The sequence below is a fragment of the Luteimonas abyssi genome (assembly GCF_001482195.1).
In the GTDB taxonomy this organism is placed as follows: domain Bacteria; phylum Pseudomonadota; class Gammaproteobacteria; order Xanthomonadales; family Xanthomonadaceae; genus Luteimonas; species Luteimonas abyssi.
In genome coordinates this window covers 1,026,109-1,048,883 of record NZ_KQ759763.1, presented here as the reverse complement: position 1 = coordinate 1,048,883, position 22,775 = coordinate 1,026,109, and the positions used below count along the sequence as shown (strand labels likewise).

General features: G+C 70.4%; 19 protein-coding genes. 11 read left to right on the top strand and 8 right to left on the bottom strand.

Annotated features, from left to right (window positions below; translation table 11 throughout):
• Positions 1-22: 22 nt before the first annotated feature.
• A complete protein-coding gene (locus tag RG19_RS04310) occupies positions 23-652 on the top strand; it encodes a basic secretory protein-like protein (RefSeq protein ID WP_425599720.1) in 630 nt (209 codons plus the stop codon).
• A 25-nt stretch (positions 653-677) separates the two neighbouring features.
• On the opposite strand, the gene gorA is transcribed toward RG19_RS04310, so the two are convergent.
• The 4 genes from gorA to RG19_RS04290 form a co-directional block, all read right to left on the bottom strand.
• Positions 678-2,054, bottom strand: a complete 1,377-nt coding sequence (gene gorA / locus RG19_RS04305; RefSeq protein WP_058836405.1) for a glutathione-disulfide reductase — start codon at positions 2,052-2,054, stop codon at positions 678-680.
• 207 nt (positions 2,055-2,261) lie between these two features.
• Positions 2,262-3,542 carry an NAD(P)/FAD-dependent oxidoreductase gene (locus RG19_RS04300; RefSeq protein ID WP_425599687.1) on the bottom strand — a complete coding sequence of 427 codons (1,281 nt, stop codon included), beginning with the start codon at positions 3,540-3,542 and terminating at the stop codon, positions 2,262-2,264.
• Between the two features lie 41 nt (positions 3,543-3,583).
• Positions 3,584-4,801 (bottom strand): DUF418 domain-containing protein, encoded by a 1,218-nt coding sequence (locus RG19_RS04295; RefSeq protein ID WP_058834188.1) that lies wholly within the window; start codon positions 4,799-4,801, stop codon positions 3,584-3,586.
• A gap of 250 nt (positions 4,802-5,051) precedes the next feature.
• Positions 5,052-5,534, bottom strand: a complete 483-nt coding sequence (locus RG19_RS04290; RefSeq protein WP_058834187.1) for an FKBP-type peptidyl-prolyl cis-trans isomerase — start codon at positions 5,532-5,534, stop codon at positions 5,052-5,054.
• 126 nt (positions 5,535-5,660) lie between these two features.
• Here RG19_RS04290 and RG19_RS04285 point away from each other — a divergent pair, with 126 nt between their 5' ends.
• Entirely contained in the window at positions 5,661-6,236 is a 576-nt protein-coding gene (locus RG19_RS04285; protein WP_082672460.1) for a C40 family peptidase, read from the top strand.
• Positions 6,237-6,549: 313 nt separating this feature from the next.
• Positions 6,550-7,083 (top strand): C40 family peptidase, encoded by a 534-nt coding sequence (locus RG19_RS04280; protein ID WP_425599686.1) that lies wholly within the window; start codon positions 6,550-6,552, stop codon positions 7,081-7,083.
• Between the two features lie 45 nt (positions 7,084-7,128).
• Here RG19_RS04280 and RG19_RS04275 read toward each other — a convergent pair whose 3' ends face one another.
• The gene (locus RG19_RS04275) at positions 7,129-7,479 is read right to left on the bottom strand and encodes a winged helix-turn-helix transcriptional regulator (RefSeq protein WP_058834186.1); all 351 of its coding nucleotides are present in this window, start codon (positions 7,477-7,479) and stop codon (positions 7,129-7,131) included.
• 135 nt (positions 7,480-7,614) lie between these two features.
• Between RG19_RS04275 and RG19_RS04270 the strand changes: the two genes are divergently transcribed.
• Together RG19_RS04270 and RG19_RS04265 are read left to right on the top strand one after the other, a co-directional pair.
• Positions 7,615-8,181: an FMN-dependent NADH-azoreductase gene (locus RG19_RS04270; RefSeq protein WP_058834185.1), complete on the top strand. Its 567-nt coding sequence runs from the start codon at positions 7,615-7,617 to the stop codon at positions 8,179-8,181.
• Positions 8,182-8,316: 135 nt separating this feature from the next.
• Entirely contained in the window at positions 8,317-9,183 is an 867-nt protein-coding gene (locus tag RG19_RS04265) for a bile acid:sodium symporter family protein (protein WP_058834184.1), read from the top strand.
• 215 nt (positions 9,184-9,398) lie between these two features.
• On the opposite strand, the gene RG19_RS04260 is transcribed toward RG19_RS04265, so the two are convergent.
• The gene (locus RG19_RS04260) at positions 9,399-10,865 is read right to left on the bottom strand and encodes a M16 family metallopeptidase (protein ID WP_058834183.1); all 1,467 of its coding nucleotides are present in this window, start codon (positions 10,863-10,865) and stop codon (positions 9,399-9,401) included.
• 11 nt (positions 10,866-10,876) lie between these two features.
• Positions 10,877-12,295, bottom strand: a complete 1,419-nt coding sequence (locus RG19_RS04255; protein WP_082672458.1) for a M16 family metallopeptidase — start codon at positions 12,293-12,295, stop codon at positions 10,877-10,879.
• A gap of 145 nt (positions 12,296-12,440) precedes the next feature.
• Between RG19_RS04255 and RG19_RS04250 the strand changes: the two genes are divergently transcribed.
• Entirely contained in the window at positions 12,441-14,036 is a 1,596-nt protein-coding gene (locus RG19_RS04250; protein WP_058834182.1) for an OpgD/OpgG family glucan biosynthesis protein, read from the top strand.
• 9 nt (positions 14,037-14,045) lie between these two features.
• On the top strand, positions 14,046-14,492 hold the full coding sequence (gene alaE / locus RG19_RS04245; RefSeq protein ID WP_058834181.1) for an L-alanine exporter AlaE: 447 nt from the start codon (positions 14,046-14,048) through the stop codon (positions 14,490-14,492).
• A 578-nt stretch (positions 14,493-15,070) separates the two neighbouring features.
• Here the strand turns inward: alaE and RG19_RS04240 are convergent.
• Positions 15,071-16,411, bottom strand: a complete 1,341-nt coding sequence (locus RG19_RS04240; protein WP_082672457.1) for a dicarboxylate/amino acid:cation symporter — start codon at positions 16,409-16,411, stop codon at positions 15,071-15,073.
• Positions 16,412-16,551: 140 nt separating this feature from the next.
• Between RG19_RS04240 and RG19_RS04235 the strand changes: the two genes are divergently transcribed.
• The 4 genes from RG19_RS04235 to RG19_RS04220 all read left to right on the top strand — a co-directional run bounded on the left by RG19_RS04235 (position 16,552) and on the right by RG19_RS04220 (position 22,753).
• Positions 16,552-18,270 carry an alkaline phosphatase gene (locus tag RG19_RS04235; protein ID WP_058834180.1) on the top strand — a complete coding sequence of 573 codons (1,719 nt, stop codon included), beginning with the start codon at positions 16,552-16,554 and terminating at the stop codon, positions 18,268-18,270.
• Between the two features lie 147 nt (positions 18,271-18,417).
• A complete protein-coding gene (locus tag RG19_RS04230) occupies positions 18,418-19,203 on the top strand; it encodes a 3-hydroxybutyrate dehydrogenase (RefSeq protein WP_058834179.1) in 786 nt (261 codons plus the stop codon).
• Entirely contained in the window at positions 19,200-20,390 is a 1,191-nt protein-coding gene (locus RG19_RS04225; RefSeq protein ID WP_058834178.1) for a patatin-like phospholipase family protein, read from the top strand. Before RG19_RS04230 ends, RG19_RS04225 begins: the two co-directional genes overlap by 4 nt.
• Before the next feature lie 731 nt (positions 20,391-21,121).
• On the top strand, positions 21,122-22,753 hold the full coding sequence (locus tag RG19_RS04220; RefSeq protein WP_058834177.1) for a GGDEF domain-containing protein: 1,632 nt from the start codon (positions 21,122-21,124) through the stop codon (positions 22,751-22,753).
• The last annotated feature ends 22 nt before the right edge of the window (positions 22,754-22,775 follow it).

Below are 22,775 nucleotides of genomic sequence, written 5' to 3'. Positions count from 1 at the left end.
CCAGGCCGCCGACGATGTCCGCATGGTCCGCGACGACGTGACCCTGGTCTACCGCGATGCCAGCGGCGCGCTGGATGACGCGATGCGCGAGCACATCGTGCACACCTTCTTCGCGACCTATCTCCCCCAGCGCGCCGCATTCAACCCGGCCGCGGCCACGTCGGTCGACATCGTCATCGATCCCGATTACGAAGGCGTCGCTTTCGTGGACAACCAGGACGGCCGCGCGACGATGACGATCAACCCCGCCTGGCTGCACGACAAGCCGGGCGACGTCGACCTGGTCACCCACGAGGCGATGCACATCGTGCAGGCGTATCCGGGCTACGGCGACGGTGCTCCGGTCTGGCTGACCGAGGGCATCGCCGATTACGTCCGCGACGCCTACGGCCTGGACAACGCCGCCGGCGGCTGGGCGCTGCCGACCACGGTCGAGCCGGAGCATCGCTACGACACCGGCTACCGCGTCAGTGGCGCGTTCCTGAAATGGGCCGAGGGCGAGCATCCGGGCCTGGTCGCCGGCCTCGACGACGCCTTGCGACGTGGGCGCTACACCCCGGCCTTGTGGACCACGCTCACCGGCCACGATATCGACACGCTCTGGGCGACCTACGCCGAGACGCGGACGCGACCGGAAGAGGCGACCGGCTGAGACCGCCCCTCCCGGTACCGCGCGATCACCGCATCAGCACCAGCTCCTCGGCGCTGGTGGGATGCAGGGCGACCGTCGCCTGCAGATCCGCGAGTGTCGCCCCCATCTTCAGCGCCACCGCGAAACCCTGCAGGATCTCGTCGGCGGCATCGCCGATCAGGTGGATGCCGACCACGCGCTGCTGCGACGGCGCCTCGCCCTCGGCCACGCAGACGAGCTTGAACAGGCTGGACTGCGGCGTGTCCGCCAGGCCGTGCAGCATCGGCCGGAACTTGCTGCGGTACACCCGTACCGCATCGCCGTGCGCCTGGCGGGCCTGCATTTCGGTCATCCCGACACCGCCCAGCGGCGGATGCGCGAACACCACCGACGGCACATTGTCGTAGTCCAGACAGGCGTCGGGCTGGTCACCGAACAACCGGTCCATCAACCGGCGCGCAGCGGCGATCGCCACCGGCGTCAGCGTCACCTTGCCGGTGACGTCGCCGACCGCGTGGACACCCTCGACCGAGGTGTCCTGCCGCGCGTCCACGATCACGTTGCCCTGCTCGTCGCAGGCCACCCCGATGTCGTCGAGCCCCAGGTCCGCACTGTTGGCCCGGCGCCCCAGCGCCAGGATCACCTTGTCGTAGGGCGCGCTGCGGGTGCCGTCGCAGGCGCGCAGCCGGATGCCGTCGGCATCGCGCTCCAGCGCGGCGAGTACGTAGCCGAGATGCAGTCGCGTGCCGAGATGTCGGTAGTTGTCCTGCAGCAGCTCGACGATGTCGGCATCGGCGTAGGTCAACAAGCGCGAGGCGCGCGCGTGGATGTCCACCGCACTGCCCAGCGCCTGCAGCACACCCGCCATTTCGACGGCGATGTAGCCGCCACCCACCAGCGCGACGCGCGCGGGCGCCTCGCACCAGTCGAAGAAGTCGTCGGAGACGTCACCGAGCCCGATCCCCGGCAGGTCCGGCCGCACCGGCCGCGAGCCGGTTGCAATCAACACATGCGCCGCACGCAGGCGCACGCCGTCTTCGGCCTGGACCAGGCCCGGTCCCGCCAGGCGACCGCGGCACGGCATCCACACCACGCCGGCCCCGTCCAGCCGCTTGCGGTAGCTGGCATGGATGCCGGCGATGTAGCGCCGACGGTCGGTGATGAACTCCGCCCAATCGAATGCGGGGCGTTGCGGGATGTCGAAGCCGAGCGTGGCCGCCAGGTCCATGCGATGGGCGAGATCGGCCGCCAGCCACATCGCCTTCTTGGGCACGCAGCCGACGTTGACGCAGGTACCGCCGAGCTCCGCGGGCTCGAGCAACGCCACGCGCGCACCGTATTCCGCTGCACGGAAGGCGCCGGCCAGGCCGCCCGACCCGCCGCCGAGCACGATCAGGTCGAAGTCCATCGGGGAGGCGTCCATCGAAGAAAGGGCGTCGTCGCTCATGGGGCTCCTGCATCGGGTCTTGGAATACGGCCGCGGGCGCGGCAATCGCCCGTCACGATAACGTGCTGTGCATGCCCGCTGCGGTGACGGCGCCGGCCGATGCATCGCGACGACGCCGGCTGCGCGACGGCATGCCGAAGCGACTCCCGCTCATGTCGCGCCGCATCTTCCCGGCCGGGCGCGCTAGCCGAAGCGCGCCGGGTCGAACGGCGCCGGATCCAGGTGCGGTTCGACGCCTGTCACCAGTTCCGCCACCAGGCGCCCGGTCGCCGCGCTCATGCTCACCCCGAGCATCCCGTGACCGGTGGCGAGCCAGACATGCGGATGCCCCGGCGCGCGACCGATCAGCGGGATGTCGTCGACCGACAGCGGGCGCCAGCCGAACCACTCCTCCTCCTTGTGCGGACCGACCGGCTCGCGCAGGTATTCGGCCGCGCCGCGTTCGAGCGCATCGAGACGGCGCCGGTTGAGGCTGTCGTCGTAGCCGGAGAACTCCATGGTGCTGCCCAGGCGGAAGCCGCTGTCCCAGACGGTCACGCAGACCGCGCGCTCCTTGAGCACCATCGGTCGCTTCGGCACGAGCGCGGGCCGCCGGTACGTGATCGAGTACCCCTTACCCGGCTGCACCGGAATCCTCAGCCCCAGCGCCCGCCCCACCCGCGGCGACCAGGCGCCGCTGGCCAGCACCAGGTCGCGTGCGGCGAAGCGTCCGCGGGGCGTGGTCGCTTCGACGCCGTCGCGGGTGGATGCGATCGCCGCCACCGGCGCCTGCTCCTCGACGATGCCGCCGGCCGCACGCACCGCCCGCGCGAGGCCCGCGACATAGCGGTCCGGACGCAGCCGCGCATCGCCGGGAAAGCGCACCGCACCGGCGATCCCGTCGCGCAGGGCCGGCTCGTCGCGCAGATAGGCCGGCCCGTCGACGGTCTCCACAGCGATGCCCAACGCGCGCAACCCCGCGATCTCGGCGTCGAAACGGGCCAGTTCGCGCGGATCGCGATAGATGTAGTCCACGCCGTCCTCGGCGTACTCGCACTCCAGCCCATGGCGGACGATCCAGTCCGGCAGCAGCGCGCGCGAGGACTGGAGAATGCTCGCACGCGCCGCCATCGCCCGCGTCCAGTCGCGCGGGTTGCAGTGCGACGCGAACCCCAGCATCCAGCGCCACATCGCCATGTCCACGCGCGGCTTGACGTAGAACGGCGCGTCGGGCGTCAACATCCAGCCCAGCACCTTGCGAATGGTGCCCGGCGCGGTCAACGGCGCAGCGTGGCTCGGGGTGATCGTGCCGCAGTTGCCGTGCGAACTGCCGCGACCGGCGAGACCGGCCTCGAGCACGCGGACGCGGCGGCCGGTCTCCAGCAGCGCGAGCGCACTCGCCAGACCGATCACGCCGCCGCCCACGATCAGGACATCGTCGGGTGCTTCCATGACATCAGTGTAGGGCCTGCCACCCGGTGTCACGTCCGCGGCCTGCGCGGATCGCCCCGCCGCCCGTGAGGGGTTCAGGCGGAAGGCCCGCTGCGCAGAAACGGCGGACGCCGCCGGTACGACGCCCACCGCCACAGCCACTCGACCGGCCCGAACGCGAACCGCGCCAGCCACCAGCGCGCGAACGCGATCTGCGCGGCGAAGACCGTCACGCCGAACGCCAGCAGCACGGCCGGCCCCCACTCGTCCCACATGCCGAGGCCGTACCCGTAGAACACCCACGACGCGATCAACGACTGCAGGAGATAAAGACTCAGGGCCATCCGTCCACCGGCCGCCATCCAGACGCGCAGCCGTCCGCCCGCCCCCTGCCCGTGCAGCGCGAACAGCGACAGCACGCCGAGCGCCACCGGCAGCGCTGCCAGCTGCAGCAGCCCGCTCGCCAGCCACCACTGCCCTGCCCCCCCGGCCTGTATCGCATTGAGCCCCAGCACCGACGCGATCGTCACGCTGGCCAGCAATCCGGCCGGCAAGGCGACGACGACCATCGCCCGATGCCAGCCGCGATGCCGGTCGACATCGTGCAGGCGGCCACTTCGATACAGCCAACTGCCGAGCAGGAACACACCGAACGCCATCGGGACCGTGCCGATGTCGGCCAGGATCAGGCCGGACAGATCGCGCAGGCGCTGCAGCGTCACCGCACCGAACTCGCCGCCCGCGTAGATCTGCGCGGCCGTTGCCGAGGCGGCGGCATCGATCGGCGCCACCAGTCCCGCGCCGCGCCCCATCATCGCCAGCGCCAGCACGATCGACAGGCCCATCACCCCTCCGTAGGCCAGCAGCCCCAGCGTGCGCTGTCCACCCGGCGCCAGGTGGCGACCGGCCAGCAGCAACAGACCGGCCAATGCGTAGGTGCGGAGGATGTCGCCGGGCCACAGCAATGCACCGTGCGCCAGGCCGATCGCCAGCAGGACCACCATGCGCCGCTTCCACCAGGCCGCGAACCCGGCCTCGTCGACGCCGCGACGCGCCTGCACCAGTGCGAAGCCGATTCCGAACAGCAAGGCGAACAGCACCCAGGCCTTGCCGGCGACGAGCACCTGCACGCCCCAGGCGACCATCGCATCGGCGCCGGCCAGGCCCGGCCGCATGCCCCAGCCGAATGCCTGCCAGGGCCGGTTGAACCAGTCCAGATTGACCAGGAAGATGCCCAGCAACGCCAGCGCCCGCAGCACATCCAGCCAGGCCAGACGCGCGTGCGCGCCCAGCGGTTCCCGCGCGTCGTTCACCCTGTGCCCTCGTGCCCCGGATGGACCGACCATGCAGCAGGCATGCCGCGGCGACAAGCGCGCGCTCGCCCGGGCGCCCATCCAGCGCGGCATGGCCGTACACGACGACCGCGCTGCCCGGCCACGACCTGTGCCGGATGCGGCTGAAGACGACGGGCGTCAGGCCGGGAGATCCGCGCCGCGCGAACGCGAACGGCCCGCACAGGCGGGCCGTTCGCGCAACCGTCCAGGCGGAGTCCGCCGGACGGGATCAGTGTTCGTGACCGCCTTCGCCGTGCACGTGACCGTGCTCGATCTCCTCCGCCGAGGCTTCGCGCACGTCCACCACCTCGATGTCGAAATGCAGGTCCTTGCCGGACATCGGGTGATTCAGGTCGACGTCGACCACGGTCATGCCGACCTTCTCGATCGTCACCGCACGCGGACCGAAGTTGGTGTTGAGCACCACCTGCATGCCCGGCGCCAGACGCTGCGCACCGAAGTGCTTCTTCGGCACGCGCTGGCTCAGGCCGTCGCGACGCTCGCCGTAGGCATCCGCGGCCACCACGTCCGCGCCGAAGCTGTCGCCGGCCTCGTGGCCGTCGAGCGCCTTCTCCAGACCGGGAATGATGTTGCCGTGCCCGATCAGGATCGCCAGCGGCTCGCCGCGCTCCTTCGAACTCTCGACCGGCTCCCCGCCCTGCTCGGACACGGTGTAGTGAAAACGGACGACGCGGTCTTTCTCGATCTTCATGGGCAATCCTGCTGGCGCGGCACCGGGTGCCGCGGTGAATGAAAGGGCATCCGATACCGGAGGGCTCCAGGATCGGCGCCGGGACGGCTTCTCATCGTCGCGGCGATCGGCCAAGATACGGCCTCGATGACCGACGATTATCCCGGCTTCGGCCGCGCCGCGCCAATCGGCCCCCGCCCGGCTCCACCTCTGTGGATCGCCGCCGCCGTGCTTCCTCTCGCGCTTGCCGCCTGCGGTGGGCGGCCCGACGTGCGTCCGGCCCAGGCGCCCCCGCCCTCCGCCCCGCCCAGCACGCGCGTCTGGGACGTGGTCGCGCCCGGCGATCCCGCGGCGGCCAACTCGGTGGTGATCCGCGCCATCGGTCTGGTCGGAACGCCCTACCGGTTCGGCGGCAATACCCCGGAAGGCGGTTTCGACTGCAGCGGTCTGGTCCATTACGTCTACAGCGACATGCTCGACCTGCGGCTGCCACGCACCTCGCGAGAGCTGGCCGCTGTGCAGGGACCGCGGATCGCGCCCGATCGTCTGGCCGCCGGGGACCTGGTGTTCTTCGGCCCCCGCGGCAATGTGACCCACGTCGGCATTTACGTCGGCGAAGGCCGCTTCGTCCATGCCCCGAGCAGCGGCGGTACGGTCCGGCTGGACCATCTGGACGGCCACTATTGGCGCGACAACTATTCCGGATCACGCCGCGTCCTGTAGGCGTTTTGTGAAGTTTGTCCCGATTTCGTGAAGACCACGTCTATTTATTTCATAGACATAGCGCATTCATTAACTTTTTCATAACAAGTCGCCGCCCCGCGTCGGGCAACATCACGCCACGCCAACATTCCTGACCCGCGTGACGACTGCCGACCCTCAACCAGGCCGCTCTGCCGCCACCGCGAACCGTCGAATCCGGCGGATCTCCTCTCACCTCCTCATCGCCGCCGTACTCGGCGGTGGCTGCGTCCTGCCTGCATCTGCGGCGGGCCTGGCCGGAGACTCGGCCGACCAGCTGCCGCTGGCGCCGACCGTGAGCCAACAGCTGGCCGATCCGATGCCGGCCAATGGACCGGAGATGCTGTTCGCGTCCGACGTGAACCAGCTGATCGCCGCGGCCGACCTGATCCGCAAGAGCGCCCAGCAGGCGTCCGCGCAGCCGTCGCTGGCCGGCGGCCCGCAGAGCGCGGGCGTGCAGGGGCTGCTGCAACGCGCCATGACCCTGCTCGGCACGCCCTACCGCTGGGGCGGCACCTCCCCCGAGCGCGGCTTCGACTGCAGCGGCCTGGTGAACTATGTGTTCCGGACCGCGCTGGGCATCGAATTGCCGCGGGTGTCGCGCGACATGGCCAACTCGGGCGAGCGCGTCACCCGCGACCAGCTCGACGCCGGCGACCTGGTGTTCTTCAGCCGCCGTGGCGGCCGCATCGACCACGTCGGCATCTACATGGGCGAAGGACGTTTCCTGCACGCCCCGCGCAGCGGCCGCGACGTCACCGTCTCGGAGCTCGACACCGGCTACTGGGCCGGCAAGTTCATGCAGGCCCGGCGCGTCGCCGGCGTCTGAATCACCGCACCTCGTCGTACGGGCCGCCTTCGGGCGGCCTTTTTTTTACGGCGTCTGGACGGCACCGGGCACCTGGGCGTCGAACAGGCGCCGGGCGCGTTCGACCGCCGCTCGGTGCACGATCGCCCATTGCCCGAGCGCCGCGACCGGTTCCAGCAACGAACGCCCCAGGTCCGTCAGCGCGTAATCCACGCGCGGCGGGATGCTGGGCGTCACCGTGCGCGCGATCAGGCCGTCGCGCTCGAGTCCCCGCAGGGTGAGGGTCAGCATCCTCTGGGACACGCCCTGCACGGCGCGCTTGAGCTCGCTGAAGCGAAGCGGCCCCTGCCCCAGGGTGCCGATGACCAGGATGCTCCACTTGCCGCCGACCCGCGCGAGGACATCGCTGACGTGCATGCACTGCGTCGGATCGTGTTCTGGGGAATGACCGGTCACAGCGATGTGCCTCCCGTTACCTGCATGTGCCGTCTTGCGGCGTGTCGTGCCGTGGCGCATCGTCGCCACAGGCACAAATTGTAACCGAGGCACAAAATGAAACTTCTGCACATCGACAGCGCGATCACCGGCGAGGCTTCCGTCAGCCGGAAGCTGTCGGCGGACGTGGTGGCGCACCTCGAGCGCCTGCATCCGGCGGACCTCGAACTCACCTATCGGGATCTGTTCGCAGATCCGCTGGACCACCTCACGCTCGGCGACATGCCGGCCCCGGAGACCCCTCACGCCGTGCTCGACGAGTTCCTCGCGGCCGACATCGTGGTGATCGGCGCGCCCATGTACAACTTCGCCATGCCGAGCCAGCTCAAGGCGTGGGTCGACCGGATCCTGGTCGCCGGCAGGACATTCCGCTACGGCGACGCCGGCCCCGTCGGGCTGGCGGGCAACACCCGGGTGATCGTGGCGGTCTCGCGTGGAAACCTCTACGCCGACGATGCCCCCGCGGCATCCCACGAGCATCTGGAAACCCATCTGCGGACGGTGTTCGGCTTCATCGGCGTCACGCCCGAATTCGTGGTCGCCGAAGGCCTGCTGGTCGGCACCGGACAACGCGAGAAAGCCTTGGCCGATGCCGGGCGGGCGATCGAGGCCCTCGCGGCCTGATCCGCGCGCTGCACCGCCTGGACGATCAGGGGAGCGTCGGCGACGTCGATCGAATCCGCTGCACTGCGGCTTGCTCCGCTCCCTGCGCACAGCGATCCTCCCCGGACACGTCGGATCCCGGGGAGGGGATCGCGCATGCAGGCATCGCTCCTGATCAATCTGCTGTTGCCGCTGGCACTGGGCGTGATCATGCTCGGGCTGGGCCTCGGCCTGACCGTGGACGACTTCCGCCGCGTCGCCCGTTATCCGCGCGCCGTCCTGGTCGGGCTGTTCCTGCAGACCGGCGTGCTGCCGTGGGTGGCGCTGGGCCTGGCGCTGTTGTTCCGCCTGCCGCCGGAGCTGGCGGTCGGCCTGATGCTGCTGGCGGCCTCGCCCGGCGGCGCCACCGCCAACATCTACAGCCACCTGGCGCGTGGCGACGTGGCGCTCAACATCACCCTCACCGCGGTCAACAGCCTGTTGTGCCTGCTCACGCTGCCGCTGATCCTCAACCTGTCGCTGCAGTTCTTCCTCGGCGAGGGCCAGTACGTACCGCCGCCGGTCAACAAGATCGTGGAGGTCGCCGCGATCATCCTGCTGCCGGTCGCGCTGGGCATGGGCATCCGCGCGATGGCGCCCGGCTTCGCCGCACGGATGGAAAAGCCCATCCGGCTCCTGTCGGTGCTGGTGCTCGTGCTGTTGATCACGGGTGCGGTGGCGCAGGAGTGGCGGATACTGACCCAGTACTTCGCCGTGGTCGGCCTGGCCTGCCTGCTGTTCAACCTGATCAGCATGGGCAGCGGCTACGTCGCGCCGCTGGCGTTGCGCCTGCCGCGCCGGCAGGCGATCGCCATCGCCATGGAGATCGGCATCCACAACGGTACGCTGGCGATCTTCATCGCGCTCAACGTCCTGGGCAACGCCACCATGTCGGTGCCGGCCGCGATCTACAGCCTGCTGATGTTCTTCACCGCGGCGGGCTTCGCGACCTGGGCCAGCAGGCGGCAGGCCGCAACCTCCTGACGCCGCCTACCGAAGCGGCCATGGCCGTCGCCCGGGAGTGATGGCGGGCGGTCGAATTGGGCAGGCCCACCCCACTCGCCCCGCACCGCCCGACCGCGGCGGGTACGCCATACGGAAGAAGAAGCGGAGCCCCGTTTGCAGAACGGGCACCCGAGGGCGCCCGTTCCGTTCGCGCGATGCCGCGATCGCACCTGCGATCGCAGGGGATTTCCCGGTCAGTCGCTGGAGAAGTCCCCGTACTCGGCCAGTTGTTCGGCCACCGCTGCGTCGCCCACCACCACGATGTTCTGGGTGGCCGGGTCGAAGAACTCAAGGGCCACCGCCTGCACCTGCGCAGCGGTCACCTGCTGCGCGCGCCCGACGTACTGGCTGAGGTAGTCGGCCGGACGGCCGAGCAGCCAGTTGCCCGCCAGCGCCGACGCGACCGCGCCCTGCATCTGGTTCTGGAACAGGTAAGTGCCTGCGGTGAAGCGCTTGGCGCGCTCCAGTTCGTCGGCGCCGACCGACGTGGTGCGCATGGTCTCGAACTCCTTGAGGAACTCGCCCACCGCCGGGCCGGTGACCTCGTTGCGCACGTCCGCCTGGGCCTGGAACGCACCGCCGGCGCGGGCGAGGCCGAAGCCGCTGCGGGCCCCGTAGGTGTAGCCCTTTTCCTCGCGGAGGTTGCGCATCAGGCGGCTGTCGAAGCCGCCGCCGAGGATGGTGTTGGTCAGCGCCGCCGGGATCGCACGCGCATCGTCGGCGGAGAATGCCGGGCGCCCGATCCGCACCGCCGACTGCACGCTGTTCTCGCGCGGCACCAGCACGAACTGCGGCGTCTGCGCCGCCGGTGGCGCGGGCACGGCCGCGACCGGCGCCCCCTCGCCCCGCCAGTCGCCGAACGCCGCTTCGGCCAGCCGCTGCGCATCGTCCGCGGTGACGCGACCGGCGACCACCAGCAACGCCTGGTCGGGCCGGAAACGCGCGGCGTGCGCGGCCTGCAGGGCGGGAATGTCGGTGCCGGTGATCGAAGCCTCGGTCGGCAAGGTGTTGCCGTAGGGATGCGTGCCGTAGAGCACGCGGCCCATCGCACGGTTGGCCTGGTAGGCCGGCTGCGACTCGGCCACCTTCAGTCCCTGCAACGCATTGGCCTTGGCCAGTTGCACCTCGTTGGCCGGGAACGACGGATGGCGCACCACATCGGCGAACAACTCGATCAGCGGCTGCGCCGACGACGCCAGCCCAGACGCGCTCACCAGCATGCCGTCGTTGCCGCTGCTGGCCGACAGCGAAGCGCCCAGGCCTTCCAGGGTCTCGGCGATCTGCACCGAGCTGCGGGTGGCGGTGCCCTCGCTCAACAGGCCCGCCAACAGATTGGACATGCCCGGCAATCCGTCGGGATCGTTGGCCAGCCCGCCGCGCACGGCGAGCACGTAGTTGACCTTCGGCAGGCCGTCGGTGCGCGGCAGCACCCAGAGGGTCAAGCCGTTGTCGAGCCGGCGTTCGACCAGACCCAGCTCGGGCAGCGGTTTGTCCGCGTCGTAAGGCGGCAGGTCGGCCGGCAATGCGGACTCGGGCGCCGGCGCGGCACCGGTCGGCGACGCGGCGGACGGGGCCTGCTGCGCGGCGGCCAGACCCGCGACGCAAGCGCCGATGGCGAGCGCGATCAGGCGCGCGCGGAGACGGTAGGCGGAAATCTGCATGATCGTCGTCCTCAGTTCTGCGGTACGGCGGCCGGGGCCGCGGCGGTGGGCGCGGACAGGCCGCGGGCAGGCGCCATCGCCGCGGGCACCCGGTCGATCACGGTGCGGTTGGCCTCGGTGAGATACGTGCGGGCCACGCGCTGGACGTCGGCCGGGGTCACCGCCTCGATCCAGGCCGGAACCCGGTTGAGGGTCTCGGCGTCGCCCCACAGCACCTGCGCCTTGGCGATCTCGTCGGCGCGCGAAATGAAGGGCTCCAGCGCGTTGACGTAGTCGGCCAGCAGCTTGGTCTTGCTGCGCGCGAGCGCATCGGCGTCCACACCCTCGTCGACGATGCGCGCGATTTCCTCGTCGAGCGCGGCCAGCACCGCATCGGGGTCGACATCGGGCTTGTACAGTGCGAACAGCACCAGTTGGGTCGGGCCGGCGTAGTCCCAGGCGTGGCCCAGCGGCCAGTTCATGCCGCCGTCGAGATTGAGCAACTGCTCGCGGCCTTTCACCAGGCCCTGGTACAGGCGCGAGGCGTCGCCACCGGCCAGCAGCTGGGTCAGCACGGCCATCGGCGCGTGGTCGTCGCTGCCCTGCTCGGGCATCTTCCAGCCCACGGCGAGTGCGGGCACCTGGGCCAGGCGGTCGGCCTGGGCCTCGCGACGCTGCGCAGTGTTGAGCGGCTCGGACACGTCCGGTCGTTCCGGTGTGGCGCGGGCCGGGATCGCACCGAAGTATTCCTCGACCATCGCGAACACCGCCTGCGCGTCGACATCGCCGACCACGCCGATCACCGCGTTGTTGGGACCGTAGAAGTCGCGGTGGAAGGCCTCCACGTCGGCGAGCTGGGCGTTCTCCAGGTCCTCGAAGCTGCCGTAGCCGTCGTGGGCGTTGGCCCAGCGGTCGAACGCCAGCCGGTTGAGGTCGGTCCAGAAGAACAGGCCGTAGGGCTGGTTCTGCACGTTGACCCGGATCTCCTCCTTCACCACGTCCTGCTGGTTGCGCAGGTTCTCCGGCGAGAAGTCGAGGGTCTTCATGCGGTCGGCTTCCAGCCACAGGATCGGCCGCAGCGCCGAGACCGGCGCGGTCTCGATGTAATTGGTGAAATCGGCCCGGGTCGAGCCGTTGAGGATGCCGCCGCCGCCCTGGATCACCCGGTCGAAGACCCCTTTGGGAGCGACCGGCGTGCCCTGGAACATCAGGTGCTCGAACAGGTGAGCGAAGCCGGTGCGGTTCTCCGGCTCCAGCCGCATGCCGACGTGGTAGACCACGCTCACGCCCACGGTAGGCGAGCTGCGGTCTTCGGAGACCACCACGGTCAGGCCGTTGTCGAGAGTGTGGCTCTGGATCGGAAGCGTCCAGCGGTCGGTCTGCGCCGCGGCCGGGCCGGCCAGCAGTGCGAGCAGCGCGATGGCGCCGCCCAGAAGTGCGTGATATCGCATGTCGTGCTCCTTGGACCCATCTCCCCGGGCCGGTCGGGCGACTATAAGCCAGCCGGTCCGAGGCGCGAATAACAGTTTGCTCGCGCAGGGCCGGCTAGGATGTCGCGGCTTTTTCACCCTCCCTTTCCGAACGCCTCTCTCACCCATGCATCGACGCGAGTTCATCCACGGCGGCATCGCCGCACTCCTGCTCGCCGGCCTGCCGGCATCCGCACGCGCCGCGCTCCGTTTCGGCGATCCGCAGACGTTCGATTTCGCCGCACTCAAGGGTCGCGCCCGCGATCTGGGCGCGAAAGCGCATGTGCCGCGCACGCAGGAACTGCCCGCCGCGGTCGCCGCACTGGGCTGGGACGCTTACCAGGCCCTGCGGTTCCGGCAAGACCACGCGCTGTGGCTGGACGACCGGACCCGCTACCTGGCCCAGTTCTTCCATCTCGGCATCTACTTCAAGTCGCCGGTGCGGATGCATGCGCTGGCCGACGGCCAGGCGCGCGAGATCGACTACGACGCCTCGATGTTCGACTACGGCGACAGCGGCCTGGACGGCACCGCCCTGCCCGCCGATCTCGGCTTCGCCGGATTCCGCCTCAATCGCCGCAGCGACCCGCAGCGCGATTTCGCCGCGTTCCTGGGCGCCAGCTATTTCCGTGCGGTCGGCGAAAGCGGCCAGTACGGGTTGTCCGCGCGCGGGCTCGCCGTGGACGCCGGCATGGCGCGGCCGGAGGAGTTTCCGGATTTCACCGATTTCTGGCTGGAACAACCCGATCCCGAGTCGGACACGGTGATCGTCTACGCACTGCTCGATTCGCCCTCGGTCGCCGGCGCCTACCGCTTCGCGATCACGCCCGGCGAGCCGCTGATCATGGACGTGGATTGCGCCCTGTATCCGCGCACCGCGATCGAGCGTCTGGGCATCGCCCCGGGCACCAGCATGTACCAGGTCGGCGAAAACGATCGCCGCATGGCATGGGACTGGCGGCCTGAGATCCACGACAGCGACGGCCTCGCCCTGCACACCGGCGACGGCGAATGGGTCTGGCGCCCTCTGGAGAACCCGCGCGAGCTGCGTTTCAACGCCTTCGCCGACGAGAATCCGCGAGGATTCGGCCTGCTGCAGCGCGACCGCAATTTCGATCACTACCAGGACGATGGCGTCTTCTACGAGCGCCGCCCGTCGCTGTGGGTCGAGCCCAAGCCCGGCGAGGACGGGGCCGGTTGGGGGCGCGGCGAGGTGCAGTTGATCGAGATTCCGACCATCGACGAGACCTTCGACAACATCGTCGCCTTCTGGCATCCCGCCGCCCCGATCGAGCCCGGCCGCGAACTGCTGTTCGGCTATCGGCTGTACTGGGGCGAGGCGATGCCGTCCAAGCCGACGCTGGCGGTCTGCGTCGCCAGCCGCACCGGGCTGGGCGGACGGATCGGCTTCCCGCGCACCGAGTGGTCGCTGCGCTTCGCGGTGGATTTCAGCGGCGGGGAACTGGCCGACCTGGTCGCACGCGAGGTCGAGGTCGAACCCGTGCTGGAGACCTCGGACGGACGTCTGGAAACGGTGTCGGCGCGACCGCTGCACGCGATCGACGGCTACCGGGTGATGTTCGACGTCGTCCCGCCCGGCCCCGGCACCGAGCAGATCGAGACCCGCCTGTTCCTGCGCGATCCGTCCACAGGCCGTGCTCTCAGCGAGACCTGGCTGTACCAGTGGAACCCGCCGCCGCCGGACGAGCGCCCGCTGTACTGAGGGCGCGCGATGTCCAGAGCGGTGCGCGAGTTCGTCGCCGACACGCTGGCGCTGGTGACGTTCTTCACCGTCACCAGCGGCCTCAACGAGCGTTTCGTCGGGGGAATGGAGTGGAGCGAGGTGGCGGTGGCGCGCGCGGTCGGCTTTCCGCTGATGCTGCTGACGGCACGTCCCTACGGGGTCTGGCGGAGTTGGTGGCTGGCACGGGTGTCGCCGCGTTCGCGCCACGGTCGGCTGGCCGCCGACGGGCTCGGGCTGCTGCTGTTCCAGGTGCCGATCTACATCGGCATCGTGGTGGCCGGCGGTGCGCGCGGCCTGTCGGTGATGTGGGCGACGCTCGGCTTCGCGCTGCTGATGCTGGTACTGGGACGCCCGTACGGGTTGTGGCTCGGCTTCATCCGTCGCCGGTTCGGGCTCGACACGCCGGGACAGAAGCCGATGTCGCTGGGCGGCTGAGGCCACCATGCCGTGGCATGGTCCCCTTCTCCCGCTTGGGGGAAGCCAGGTCAACGTGCGGGTTTCGGCAAGAGCGTCGCCGCAGCCGGGGCATGCTCCTCGGCTCGGTCGGACATCCATGTCTGACTCGCCGCCGCAGGCCCGCTCCGCGGTCCGGCCCCTCGCAGGGCCCGGGGCGTTCGAGTCGACGCGCGGCAGTGCCGCGCAAGCCGTCGGCTCTCACCCGTGGTCTGTTCTCCGCATACCCCGGCCGCAGCGCCCCGTCGACCATTCGCTGACGCGGCTTCTCCTAACCGAAACGCCGATCTCCATGCCGAGGTGAGCCGTGTCCAGGGGGGCGGGTGTCGCGTCAAGCGCGCCATGGAGGGCGCGCGCCCGAGTCAAGGCAGGATGCCTTGACCGAGGGAAGAGCGATGCCCGGACGCCTAGGCGCGGCGTCCACGGGAATCCGCGCAGCCAGCCCGCCCTGCGAGTCACGCGAGTCGGCGAGGAACCTTTTCTCGCTTTCGGTTCGCAGTGAGAACAATGTTGCGCGATCGCGACGTCCGCAGGGAGAGCGCCCTCGCCCTCCCGCCGGATCACGGCCTACCCGGCCCCGACGTCCTGGTCGCAGGATCGGGTGCGCCCGCATCCGCTCCGGACGCCGTAGACGTTGCCGGCGCCGGATCCTCGTCGGCCAGTCCGGCGTCGGCGCGTTCGTACACCGCCCGATCGAGCAGTCCGGTCTCGCGCGCGACCAGCACCGGCACCAGCATCTGGCCGGTCACGTTGGTCATCGTGCGCATCATGTCGAGGATGCGGTCGATCGCCAGCAGGATACCCAGCACCTCCAGCGGCAGGCCCGCCGCGCTGAGCACCACCGTGGCCATCACCACCGCGGTGCCGGGCACGCCCGCGGTACCGAAGCTGCCCAGCACCGAGGCCAGCAGGATCGCCACGTACTGCGCGAAGCTCAGCTCGATCCCGGCGTACTGGGCGGCGAACACCGCCGCCAGCACCGGGTAGATCGCACCGCAGCCGTCCATCTTGATGCTCGCGCCCAGCGGCACCGCGAACGACGCGTAGTCGCGGTTCACGCCCAGGCCGTGGGTGACCGAGCGGATCGCCGCCGGCATCGAGGCGAAACTCGACGAACTGACGAACGCGATCTGCATCGCCGGGCCGGCGCCGCGGAAGAACTTCAGCGGATTGAGGCCGTGCGTGAGCAGCAGGCCACCGTAGACCACCACGATGTGGAACGCGCAGGCCACGTAAAGCGCGATCACGAAACTGCCCAGCGGCAGCAGCCGCTCGAACCCGTAGGCGCCCACCAGCCCGGCGATCAGGCCGAAGGTGCCGATCGGGGTCATTTCCAGCACGAACCGGGTGACCTGGATCATCGTCTCGCTGGCCTGGCCGACCAGCCTGCGCAGGCCCTCGGTCTTCTCGCCGAGCTTGACCAGCGCGAAGCCGACCAGCCCGGCGAAGAAGATCACCTGCAGGATCCGGCCCTCGGCCAGCGCGGCGAAGGGGTTGGTCGGCACGATGTCCAGCAACACCTGCACCGGCCCGGGCACGTCGCGCGGCTGGAAATCGGCAGGCGGGGTGAGATCCACGCCCACGCCCGGATTGAATAGGAACGCGGCGCCGAGGCCCACGCCCACCGCAAGCGTCGCAGTCGCCGCGAACCAGCCGAAGGTCCGTCCGCCGAGCGCGGCCACCGACTGCTGCCCGTGCAGCGCGGACACGGCATTCATCACCGCGAAGAACACCAGCGGCACCGCGATCATCCGGATCAGGTTCACGTACAACGTGCCCAACGGCTGCAACCAGGTCTCCGCCGCCGGTCCCAGCAGCCAGCCCGCGAGCGCACCGAGCACGAAGCCGCCGGCCACCCGCTTCCAGAACGCGATCCGGAACCACCAATTCAACATGCGCACAATCCGGGGCCGGGGCCCCCAGGGACGAAAGCGCCGAAGATACCCGAGCCGGTGCCGGCCTGCAGTCTTCTGCGTGCAACACTGAAACGCATTACGGACGGCATAATGACGCGCTTCCTTTCCTCGTCATCCCGATTTCGATGCGCAAGCTGTCCCTCTGCATCCTCGCCGCCCTGCTCGGGGCGTGCGCCACCACCGAACGCCCGAGTGCCACGATCGCGCCGGTCGATGTGCCCGAGATCACCCGGCCCGACGGCGAAACCGCGGCCTGGTGGTTCCGCAGCGGTGCCGCCGCCGCCGCCGAGCGCGGCGCGATGGAAGGTCGCGCCCGCAACGTGATCCTGGTGATCGGCGACGGCATGAGCCTGACCACCGTCGCCGCCGCGCGGATCCTGGCCGGTCAGCGCGAGGGCGCGCCGGGCGAGGAGCGCCGGTTGAGCTGGGAGGATTTCCCGCATACCGCGCTCAGCCGCACCTACAACACCGATCTGCAGACGCCGGATTCGGCCGGCACCATGACCGCCATGGCCACCGGCGTGAAGACGCGCGCCGGCGTGATCGGCGTCGGCCAGGCGCGCGTACGCGGCGACTGCACCGACCTGGCCGGCAACGCGCTGCTGTCGGTGCGCGACCTGGCCGAAAGCGCCGGCATGGCCACCGGGATCGTCACCACCACCCGCGTCACCCACGCCACACCGTCGGGCACCTATGCGCATTCGCCCGATCGCAACTGGGAAGGCGACGTGCGCCTGCCCGCCGACGCGGCGGCCGCCGGCTGCACCGACATCGCCAGGCAGTTGGTCGAACGCCCCGGCCGCGGCCCGGACGTGATCTTCGGCGGCGGCCGTCGCTATTTCATGACCGCGCAGCAGCGGGATCCGGAACGCGCCGACAAGGTCGGGCTGCGGCTGGACGGCCGCGACCTCATCGCCGGCTGGCAGGCGCGCCACCCCGGGGGGGCCTACGTCTGGAACCGCGACGACATGGCCGCCGCTCGCGACCGGCGCCCGATCCTCGGCCTGTTCGAGTACGACCACCTGCACTTCGAACACGACCGCCCCGCCGATCCCGGCGAGCCGAGCCTGGCCGAACTGACGGTCGAGGCGATCCGCCGCCTGCAGGACGCGCCCGAAGGCTATTTCCTGCTGGTCGAGGGCGGCCGCATCGACCATGCCCACCATTACGGCAATGCCCACCGCGCCCTGGTCGACACCATCGCCCTGGCCGATGCCGTACAGGCCGCGATCGAGGCCACCGACGCGCACGACACGCTGATCCTGGTCACGGCCGACCACGCCCACACCCTGACCTTCGCCGGCTACCCGAGGCGCGGCAACCCGATCCTGGGCAAAGTCCGCGGCAGCAGCGACGAGGATGCGTCGGCCGGCTGGGCGCTCGATGGCCTCGGCCTGCCGTACACCACGCTCGGTTACGCCAACGGCCCGGGATACACCGGTGCCAGCGCCTCGCAAGCCGAGGGCCCGAAAGCGTTCTTCCACGTCGGCAGCGGCTTCCAGCCCGCCCGCGGTCGTCCCGACCTCACCGCGGTCGACACCGAACACCCTGACTACATGCAGGAAGCGATCCTGCCGATGGGCAGCGAAAGCCACGGCGGCGACGATGTCGGTATCTGGGCTCATGGGCCCGGCTCGCACGCCGTGCGCGGCAACGTCGAGCAGCACACCATCTTCCATTTCATGGTCCAGGCCGCCCCGCGCCTGCGCCAGCGCCTGTGCGCGCAGGGCCTGTGCAATGCCGACGGCGTGCCGGTGACCCTCCCCGACCCGGCGGATTTCGGCTTCGGGCCGAAGGACTTCGCCGAGGCCCAGGCCGGGACTGGCGCCGCGACCGCGGACTGAGCGCACCGGCACCCGCCTCTGGGGGATCGCGCCCTGCGTGGGCGCCCTGCGTCCCCGGACCGGGCACGCGCCCTTGGCCGTTGGTACGACACGCGGCTGTCATGGCGTTCGCTATGCTGGATCGGCATCCCCCCAGCAGGAGTTCCCATGAACCGACTCGACGGCAAAGTGTGCGTGGTGACCGGCGCGGCCAGCGGCATCGGCCTGCGCATCGCCGAGGTCTATGCGCAGGCCGGCGGCAAGGTCGCCATCGCCGATCTCAACCGCGAGGCGGCCGAAGCCGCCGCCGACCGCCTGCGCGACGCCGGCGGCGACGCCATGGCCGTGGCGATGGACGTCACCGACGAAGCGCAGGTGGTGGACGGGATCGCCGCCGTCGTCGCCGCCTGGGGCAAGGTCGACGTGCTGGTCGCCAACGCCGGCATCCAGATCGTCAACAAGATCACCGATTTCAGCCTCGCCGACTGGAAGAAGCTGCTCGCCATCCATCTCGACGGCGCCTTCCTCACCACCCGCGAGTGCCTGCGCGACATGGAGACGCGTCGCGAAGGCGGCGCGATCATCTACATGGGCTCGGTGCATTCGCACCTGGCCTCGAAACTCAAGGCGCCCTACGTCACCGCCAAGCACGGCCTGCTCGGCCTGGCGCGCACGGTGGCCAAGGAGGCCGCCGACTACGGCGTGCGCGCCAACGTCATCTGTCCCGGCTTCGTGCGCACTCCGCTGGTCGACAAGCAGATTCCCGAACAGGCGAAAGAGCTGGGCATCAGCGAGGACGAGGTGGTCGCCAACGTCATGCTCAAGGACACCGTCGACGGCGAATTCACCACGGTCGACGATGTGGCCAACGTCGCGCTGACGCTTGCGGCGTTCGAGACCAACGCGCTGACCGGCCAGAGCCTGGTCGTCAGCCACGGCTGGTTCATGCAATGAGCCGGGCGCGCGGACGCCACGCCGTCCTCGACCGGGTCGCGCGCTACCCCACCGTCGCGCTGGTGCTGCAGGGCGGCGGCGCGCTCGGCGGCTATCAGTGCGGCGTGTACCAGGAACTCCACGAGGCGGGCATCCGTCCGCACTGGTTCGCCGGCATCTCCATCGGCGCGATCAACGCCGCGATCATCGCCGGCAACCCGGTCGAGCGACGCATCGAGAAGCTGCAGGGCTTCTGGGACCTGATCGCCGAGCCCGCGGGCTCGATGCTGGCACTGCCCGCGCTCGCGGTGCGCAGCACGGTCGCCGCGCTGCCGCCGCACCCGGAGCTGCTCGCCTGGGCCAACGCGCTGTCGGCCTGGGGCGCCCTGCTGCAGGGCCAGCGCGGCTTCTTCGAAGCCCGGCCGCTGTCGCCGTTCCTGTTCGACGACGGCAGCGACGCCGCCACCAGCTTCTACGACGTTTCGCCGTTGCGCGAGACGCTGGAACGGTTCGTCGATTTCGACCGCATCAACCAGGATGCCGGGGTGCGCCTGACCGTCGGCGCCACGGCTGTGGGTACCGGCAACTTCCGCTACTTCGACAGCGCCCGCGAGCCGATCCGGGTCGAGCACATCCTCGCCTCCGGCGCGCTGCCTCCGGCCTTTCCGGCGGTGGAGATCGATGGCGAGGCCTATTGGGACGGCGGCATCGTCTCCAACACGCCGCTCGAATACGTGCTCGATTGCCGCGCGCCGGCCGACACCCTCGCCCTGCAGGTGGACCTGTGGAGCGCGCGCGGGCCGCGGCCGCAATCGATGATGGATGTGCTGGAGCGGATGAAGGACATCCGTTTCTCCAGCCGCACCCGCCACGGCACCCGCACCGTGGAGCTCGCCCAGCAACTGCGCAGCGCGCTGAAGGAACTGATCGCACGCCTGCCCGACCGCAAGCTGCCGCCGCACCTGGCCGATACGCTCGCGCCCTATCTCGACGACCGGGTGTTCAACATCGTCCATCTGATCTACCAGTCCGGTGCGCACGAACGCCAGCACAAGGACTACGCCTTCGGGCGCCTGCCGCTGCAGTACCACTGGGAACAGGGCCGCAACGACATGGCGCTGACCCTCGATCACCCGGCGTTCTTCGACCTGCCCGATCGCGACATCGGTGTCGCCACCCACGACGTCCACCGCCTCACCGCCGACTGAGCCTTTGACGCAGGGCAGCATGGCCCGCGCGCCGGCCGCGGTAGGATCGGACGCAGGGGTCCCCCACGGAAGCGCCGGCACTCGCGCCGGCCGGGAGGGCGGCCCGCTCTGGGGAGGTGGTATGGGGAGTTTCAGCCCGTGGCACGGGTTCTTCTTGCTGATGATGGTGGCAATTCCGGCGGCGATGGTGATGGCGCTGGTCTGGTGGGTACGTCGCGGACGACGAGACCCCGCCTCGGCCCGGGAACGCATCCCGGAGCGGAACATGCAGGCACCCGATGCACCGCCACCGCCCGTCCCGGGCGCCGTGGGGTCCGACGCCTACGAACGTCCGCACGTCACGCCTCGCGTGAGCTGACGCGCCCCGACACGACCTGACGGATTCCGGCAGAGGTCGCCCGCCGTCCACGGGCGGCCTCGCGCCGTCGATGTGCCTGCGGCGACGCCGGATACATGCCCACGCACGATGCGCCGGCCGCGTGCTGCAGGCCATGGCGCGGTCCGGGGACCGGCGTTCACCGGGGTGTCCCGGCGAAGATGACCCGACCCCCCTTCCCGCCGCGCCATCGACACACTCGCGTCGTCGCGACGGCCCCGCGCCGCCAGCCTTGGCATGCCGTCGGGCTGGCCCGACACTTGCATGGAGACACTGACGGGCCAGATACCCGCGGGAGAAGGCCATGACGGCGCAAGGACAGGCGGGGGATCAATCGGCAAGGCGCGCCCTGCCCGTGCTCGTCACGTTCTTGCTGTCGCTGGTGTTGGCGATGACCGGCGCCGCACGCGCTGCCGTGCCCACGCACCTGGTCAGCGGCATGCCCACCAGCGACGCCACCCCGATGCGGGCCTGCGATCCCGCGATGCTGACGACACTGCACCGGGTCGAGATTCCGGCACCGCCGGAGGGCTGGTCCGGCACGCCGCAGGCCGTGAGCGTGTTCAATGTGTTCGGCGGCGAGGTCATGGTGGGCCTCGGCGACCGCCAGGTCTGCGGACGGATGCACGACGCAAGGACCCGGGATTCGCGCTTCCGTACCGGCGTCGGCCTCGTGGTGGTCCCCGAGCGCGGCAGCCACGACCCGGTCCAGGTCGGCTGGCATCCGCCGGTCAAGCCGCACTGGATACCGACGGTCCGTCTGGGCGGCCCCAGCCCCGTGCAGCAGGAGGACACGCTTCGCCTGATGGTGCGGGCAGCGTGCCTGGCGATCGCGTTGGCGCTCGCCTTCTCGGCCCTGATGGGCTTCGTGGGCGCGCGCGACCGCTCGTTCCTCGCCCATGTGGCCATGTGTCTGACCCTGCTGCTGTGGCAGGCCACGCTGAACGGGCTGGGCGGCTATCCGCAACCGTGGCTGCCGGTCGATGGTCGCGAGACGCAATGGCAGGTCGCCTTCACCGGCTTCGGATTCGCGGCGGTGTCGTACGGCGCATGGCAGCAGGCTGGCACCGTCGGACGCTCGCCGCGCCTGCGGCGCCTTTCGCGCTGGATGATCCGCCTGTTCATCGGCGTGGGCGTGCTGGTGCCGCTGCTCCCGCCGTCGGCGCTCGCGTCGGCCTGGTGGCTGGTCGATCGCCTGTTCGCGCTGGGCGCGTTGGCGGTGACCGTGGCGGCCTGCCTGTCGGTATGGCGCGGCGACCGCCGTGCCTTCGCGGCGATCGCCGCGATCGTGCCCTTACTGCTGCTGTTCGTACCCCAGGTGGCCGGCACGCGGCCGGTGGTGGAGTACCGCGTCGAGATCGTGCAGCTGGCGCTGACCTGGTTCCTCATCGTCATGGCCTACACCCTGACCAACCGGTACGGCCGGCTGCGCGAGCAACGCGACGCGATGCGCCAGTTGGCCGACACCGACGCCCTGACCGGTCTGCCCAACCGTCGCGCCGGCCTGGCGCGGCTGGACGATTGCTTCGAGCGGGCGCGTGCCGAGGGCCTGCCGCTGTCGCTGGGGTTCGTCGATATCGACCGGTTCAAGCAGATCAACGACATGCACGGCCACGAGGCCGGCGATCGCGTCCTCGCCGCGGTCGGCGCGACGCTGGCCGGCTCGGTGCGTCGCCGCGAGGACGTGATCCGCATGGGCGGCGAGGAGTTCCTGGTCTTGCTGCCGGGTGTCGACGCGGCCGGCGCCCATATGCGCCTGGAGGCGATGCGGCACCGCATCGCCGGCACCGGCCCATTGCTCGGCATCCCCGGCCTGGTCATCACCGCCAGCATCGGCCTGGCGACGCTCGCCGACGACGATGCGGCACCCGCCGCCCTGTTGCATCGGGCCGACGGCGCCATGTACCGGGCCAAACGCGGTGGCCGGGACCGCGTGGAAGGCCACACGGACACGGCAGGCGACCCGCGACCCGCGCTCCAGGACTGACGCCGCGACGCGGCGCGACGCG

Bases quoted from the DNA above. Each gene is read 5' to 3' on its own strand.
- RG19_RS04310 (WP_425599720.1), top strand. From the start codon at position 23: ATGGTCCGCGACGACGTGACCCTGGTCTACCGCGATGCCAGCGGCGCG.
- gorA (WP_058836405.1), bottom strand. From the start codon at position 2,054: ATGGACGCCTCCCCGATGGACTTCGACCTGATCGTGCTCGGCGGCGGG.
- RG19_RS04290 (WP_058834187.1), bottom strand. From the start codon at position 5,534: ATGAAGATCGAGAAAGACCGCGTCGTCCGTTTTCACTACACCGTGTCC.
- RG19_RS04285 (WP_082672460.1), top strand. From the start codon at position 5,661: ATGACCGACGATTATCCCGGCTTCGGCCGCGCCGCGCCAATCGGCCCC.
- RG19_RS04275 (WP_058834186.1), bottom strand. From the start codon at position 7,479: ATGCACGTCAGCGATGTCCTCGCGCGGGTCGGCGGCAAGTGGAGCATC.
- RG19_RS04270 (WP_058834185.1), top strand. From the start codon at position 7,615: ATGAAACTTCTGCACATCGACAGCGCGATCACCGGCGAGGCTTCCGTC.
- RG19_RS04265 (WP_058834184.1), top strand. From the start codon at position 8,317: ATGCAGGCATCGCTCCTGATCAATCTGCTGTTGCCGCTGGCACTGGGC.
- RG19_RS04260 (WP_058834183.1), bottom strand. From the start codon at position 10,865: ATGCAGATTTCCGCCTACCGTCTCCGCGCGCGCCTGATCGCGCTCGCC.
- RG19_RS04255 (WP_082672458.1), bottom strand. From the start codon at position 12,295: ATGCGATATCACGCACTTCTGGGCGGCGCCATCGCGCTGCTCGCACTG.
- RG19_RS04250 (WP_058834182.1), top strand. From the start codon at position 12,441: ATGCATCGACGCGAGTTCATCCACGGCGGCATCGCCGCACTCCTGCTC.
- alaE (WP_058834181.1), top strand. From the start codon at position 14,046: ATGTCCAGAGCGGTGCGCGAGTTCGTCGCCGACACGCTGGCGCTGGTG.
- RG19_RS04235 (WP_058834180.1), top strand. From the start codon at position 16,552: ATGCGCAAGCTGTCCCTCTGCATCCTCGCCGCCCTGCTCGGGGCGTGC.
- RG19_RS04230 (WP_058834179.1), top strand. From the start codon at position 18,418: ATGAACCGACTCGACGGCAAAGTGTGCGTGGTGACCGGCGCGGCCAGC.
- RG19_RS04225 (WP_058834178.1), top strand. From the start codon at position 19,200: ATGAGCCGGGCGCGCGGACGCCACGCCGTCCTCGACCGGGTCGCGCGC.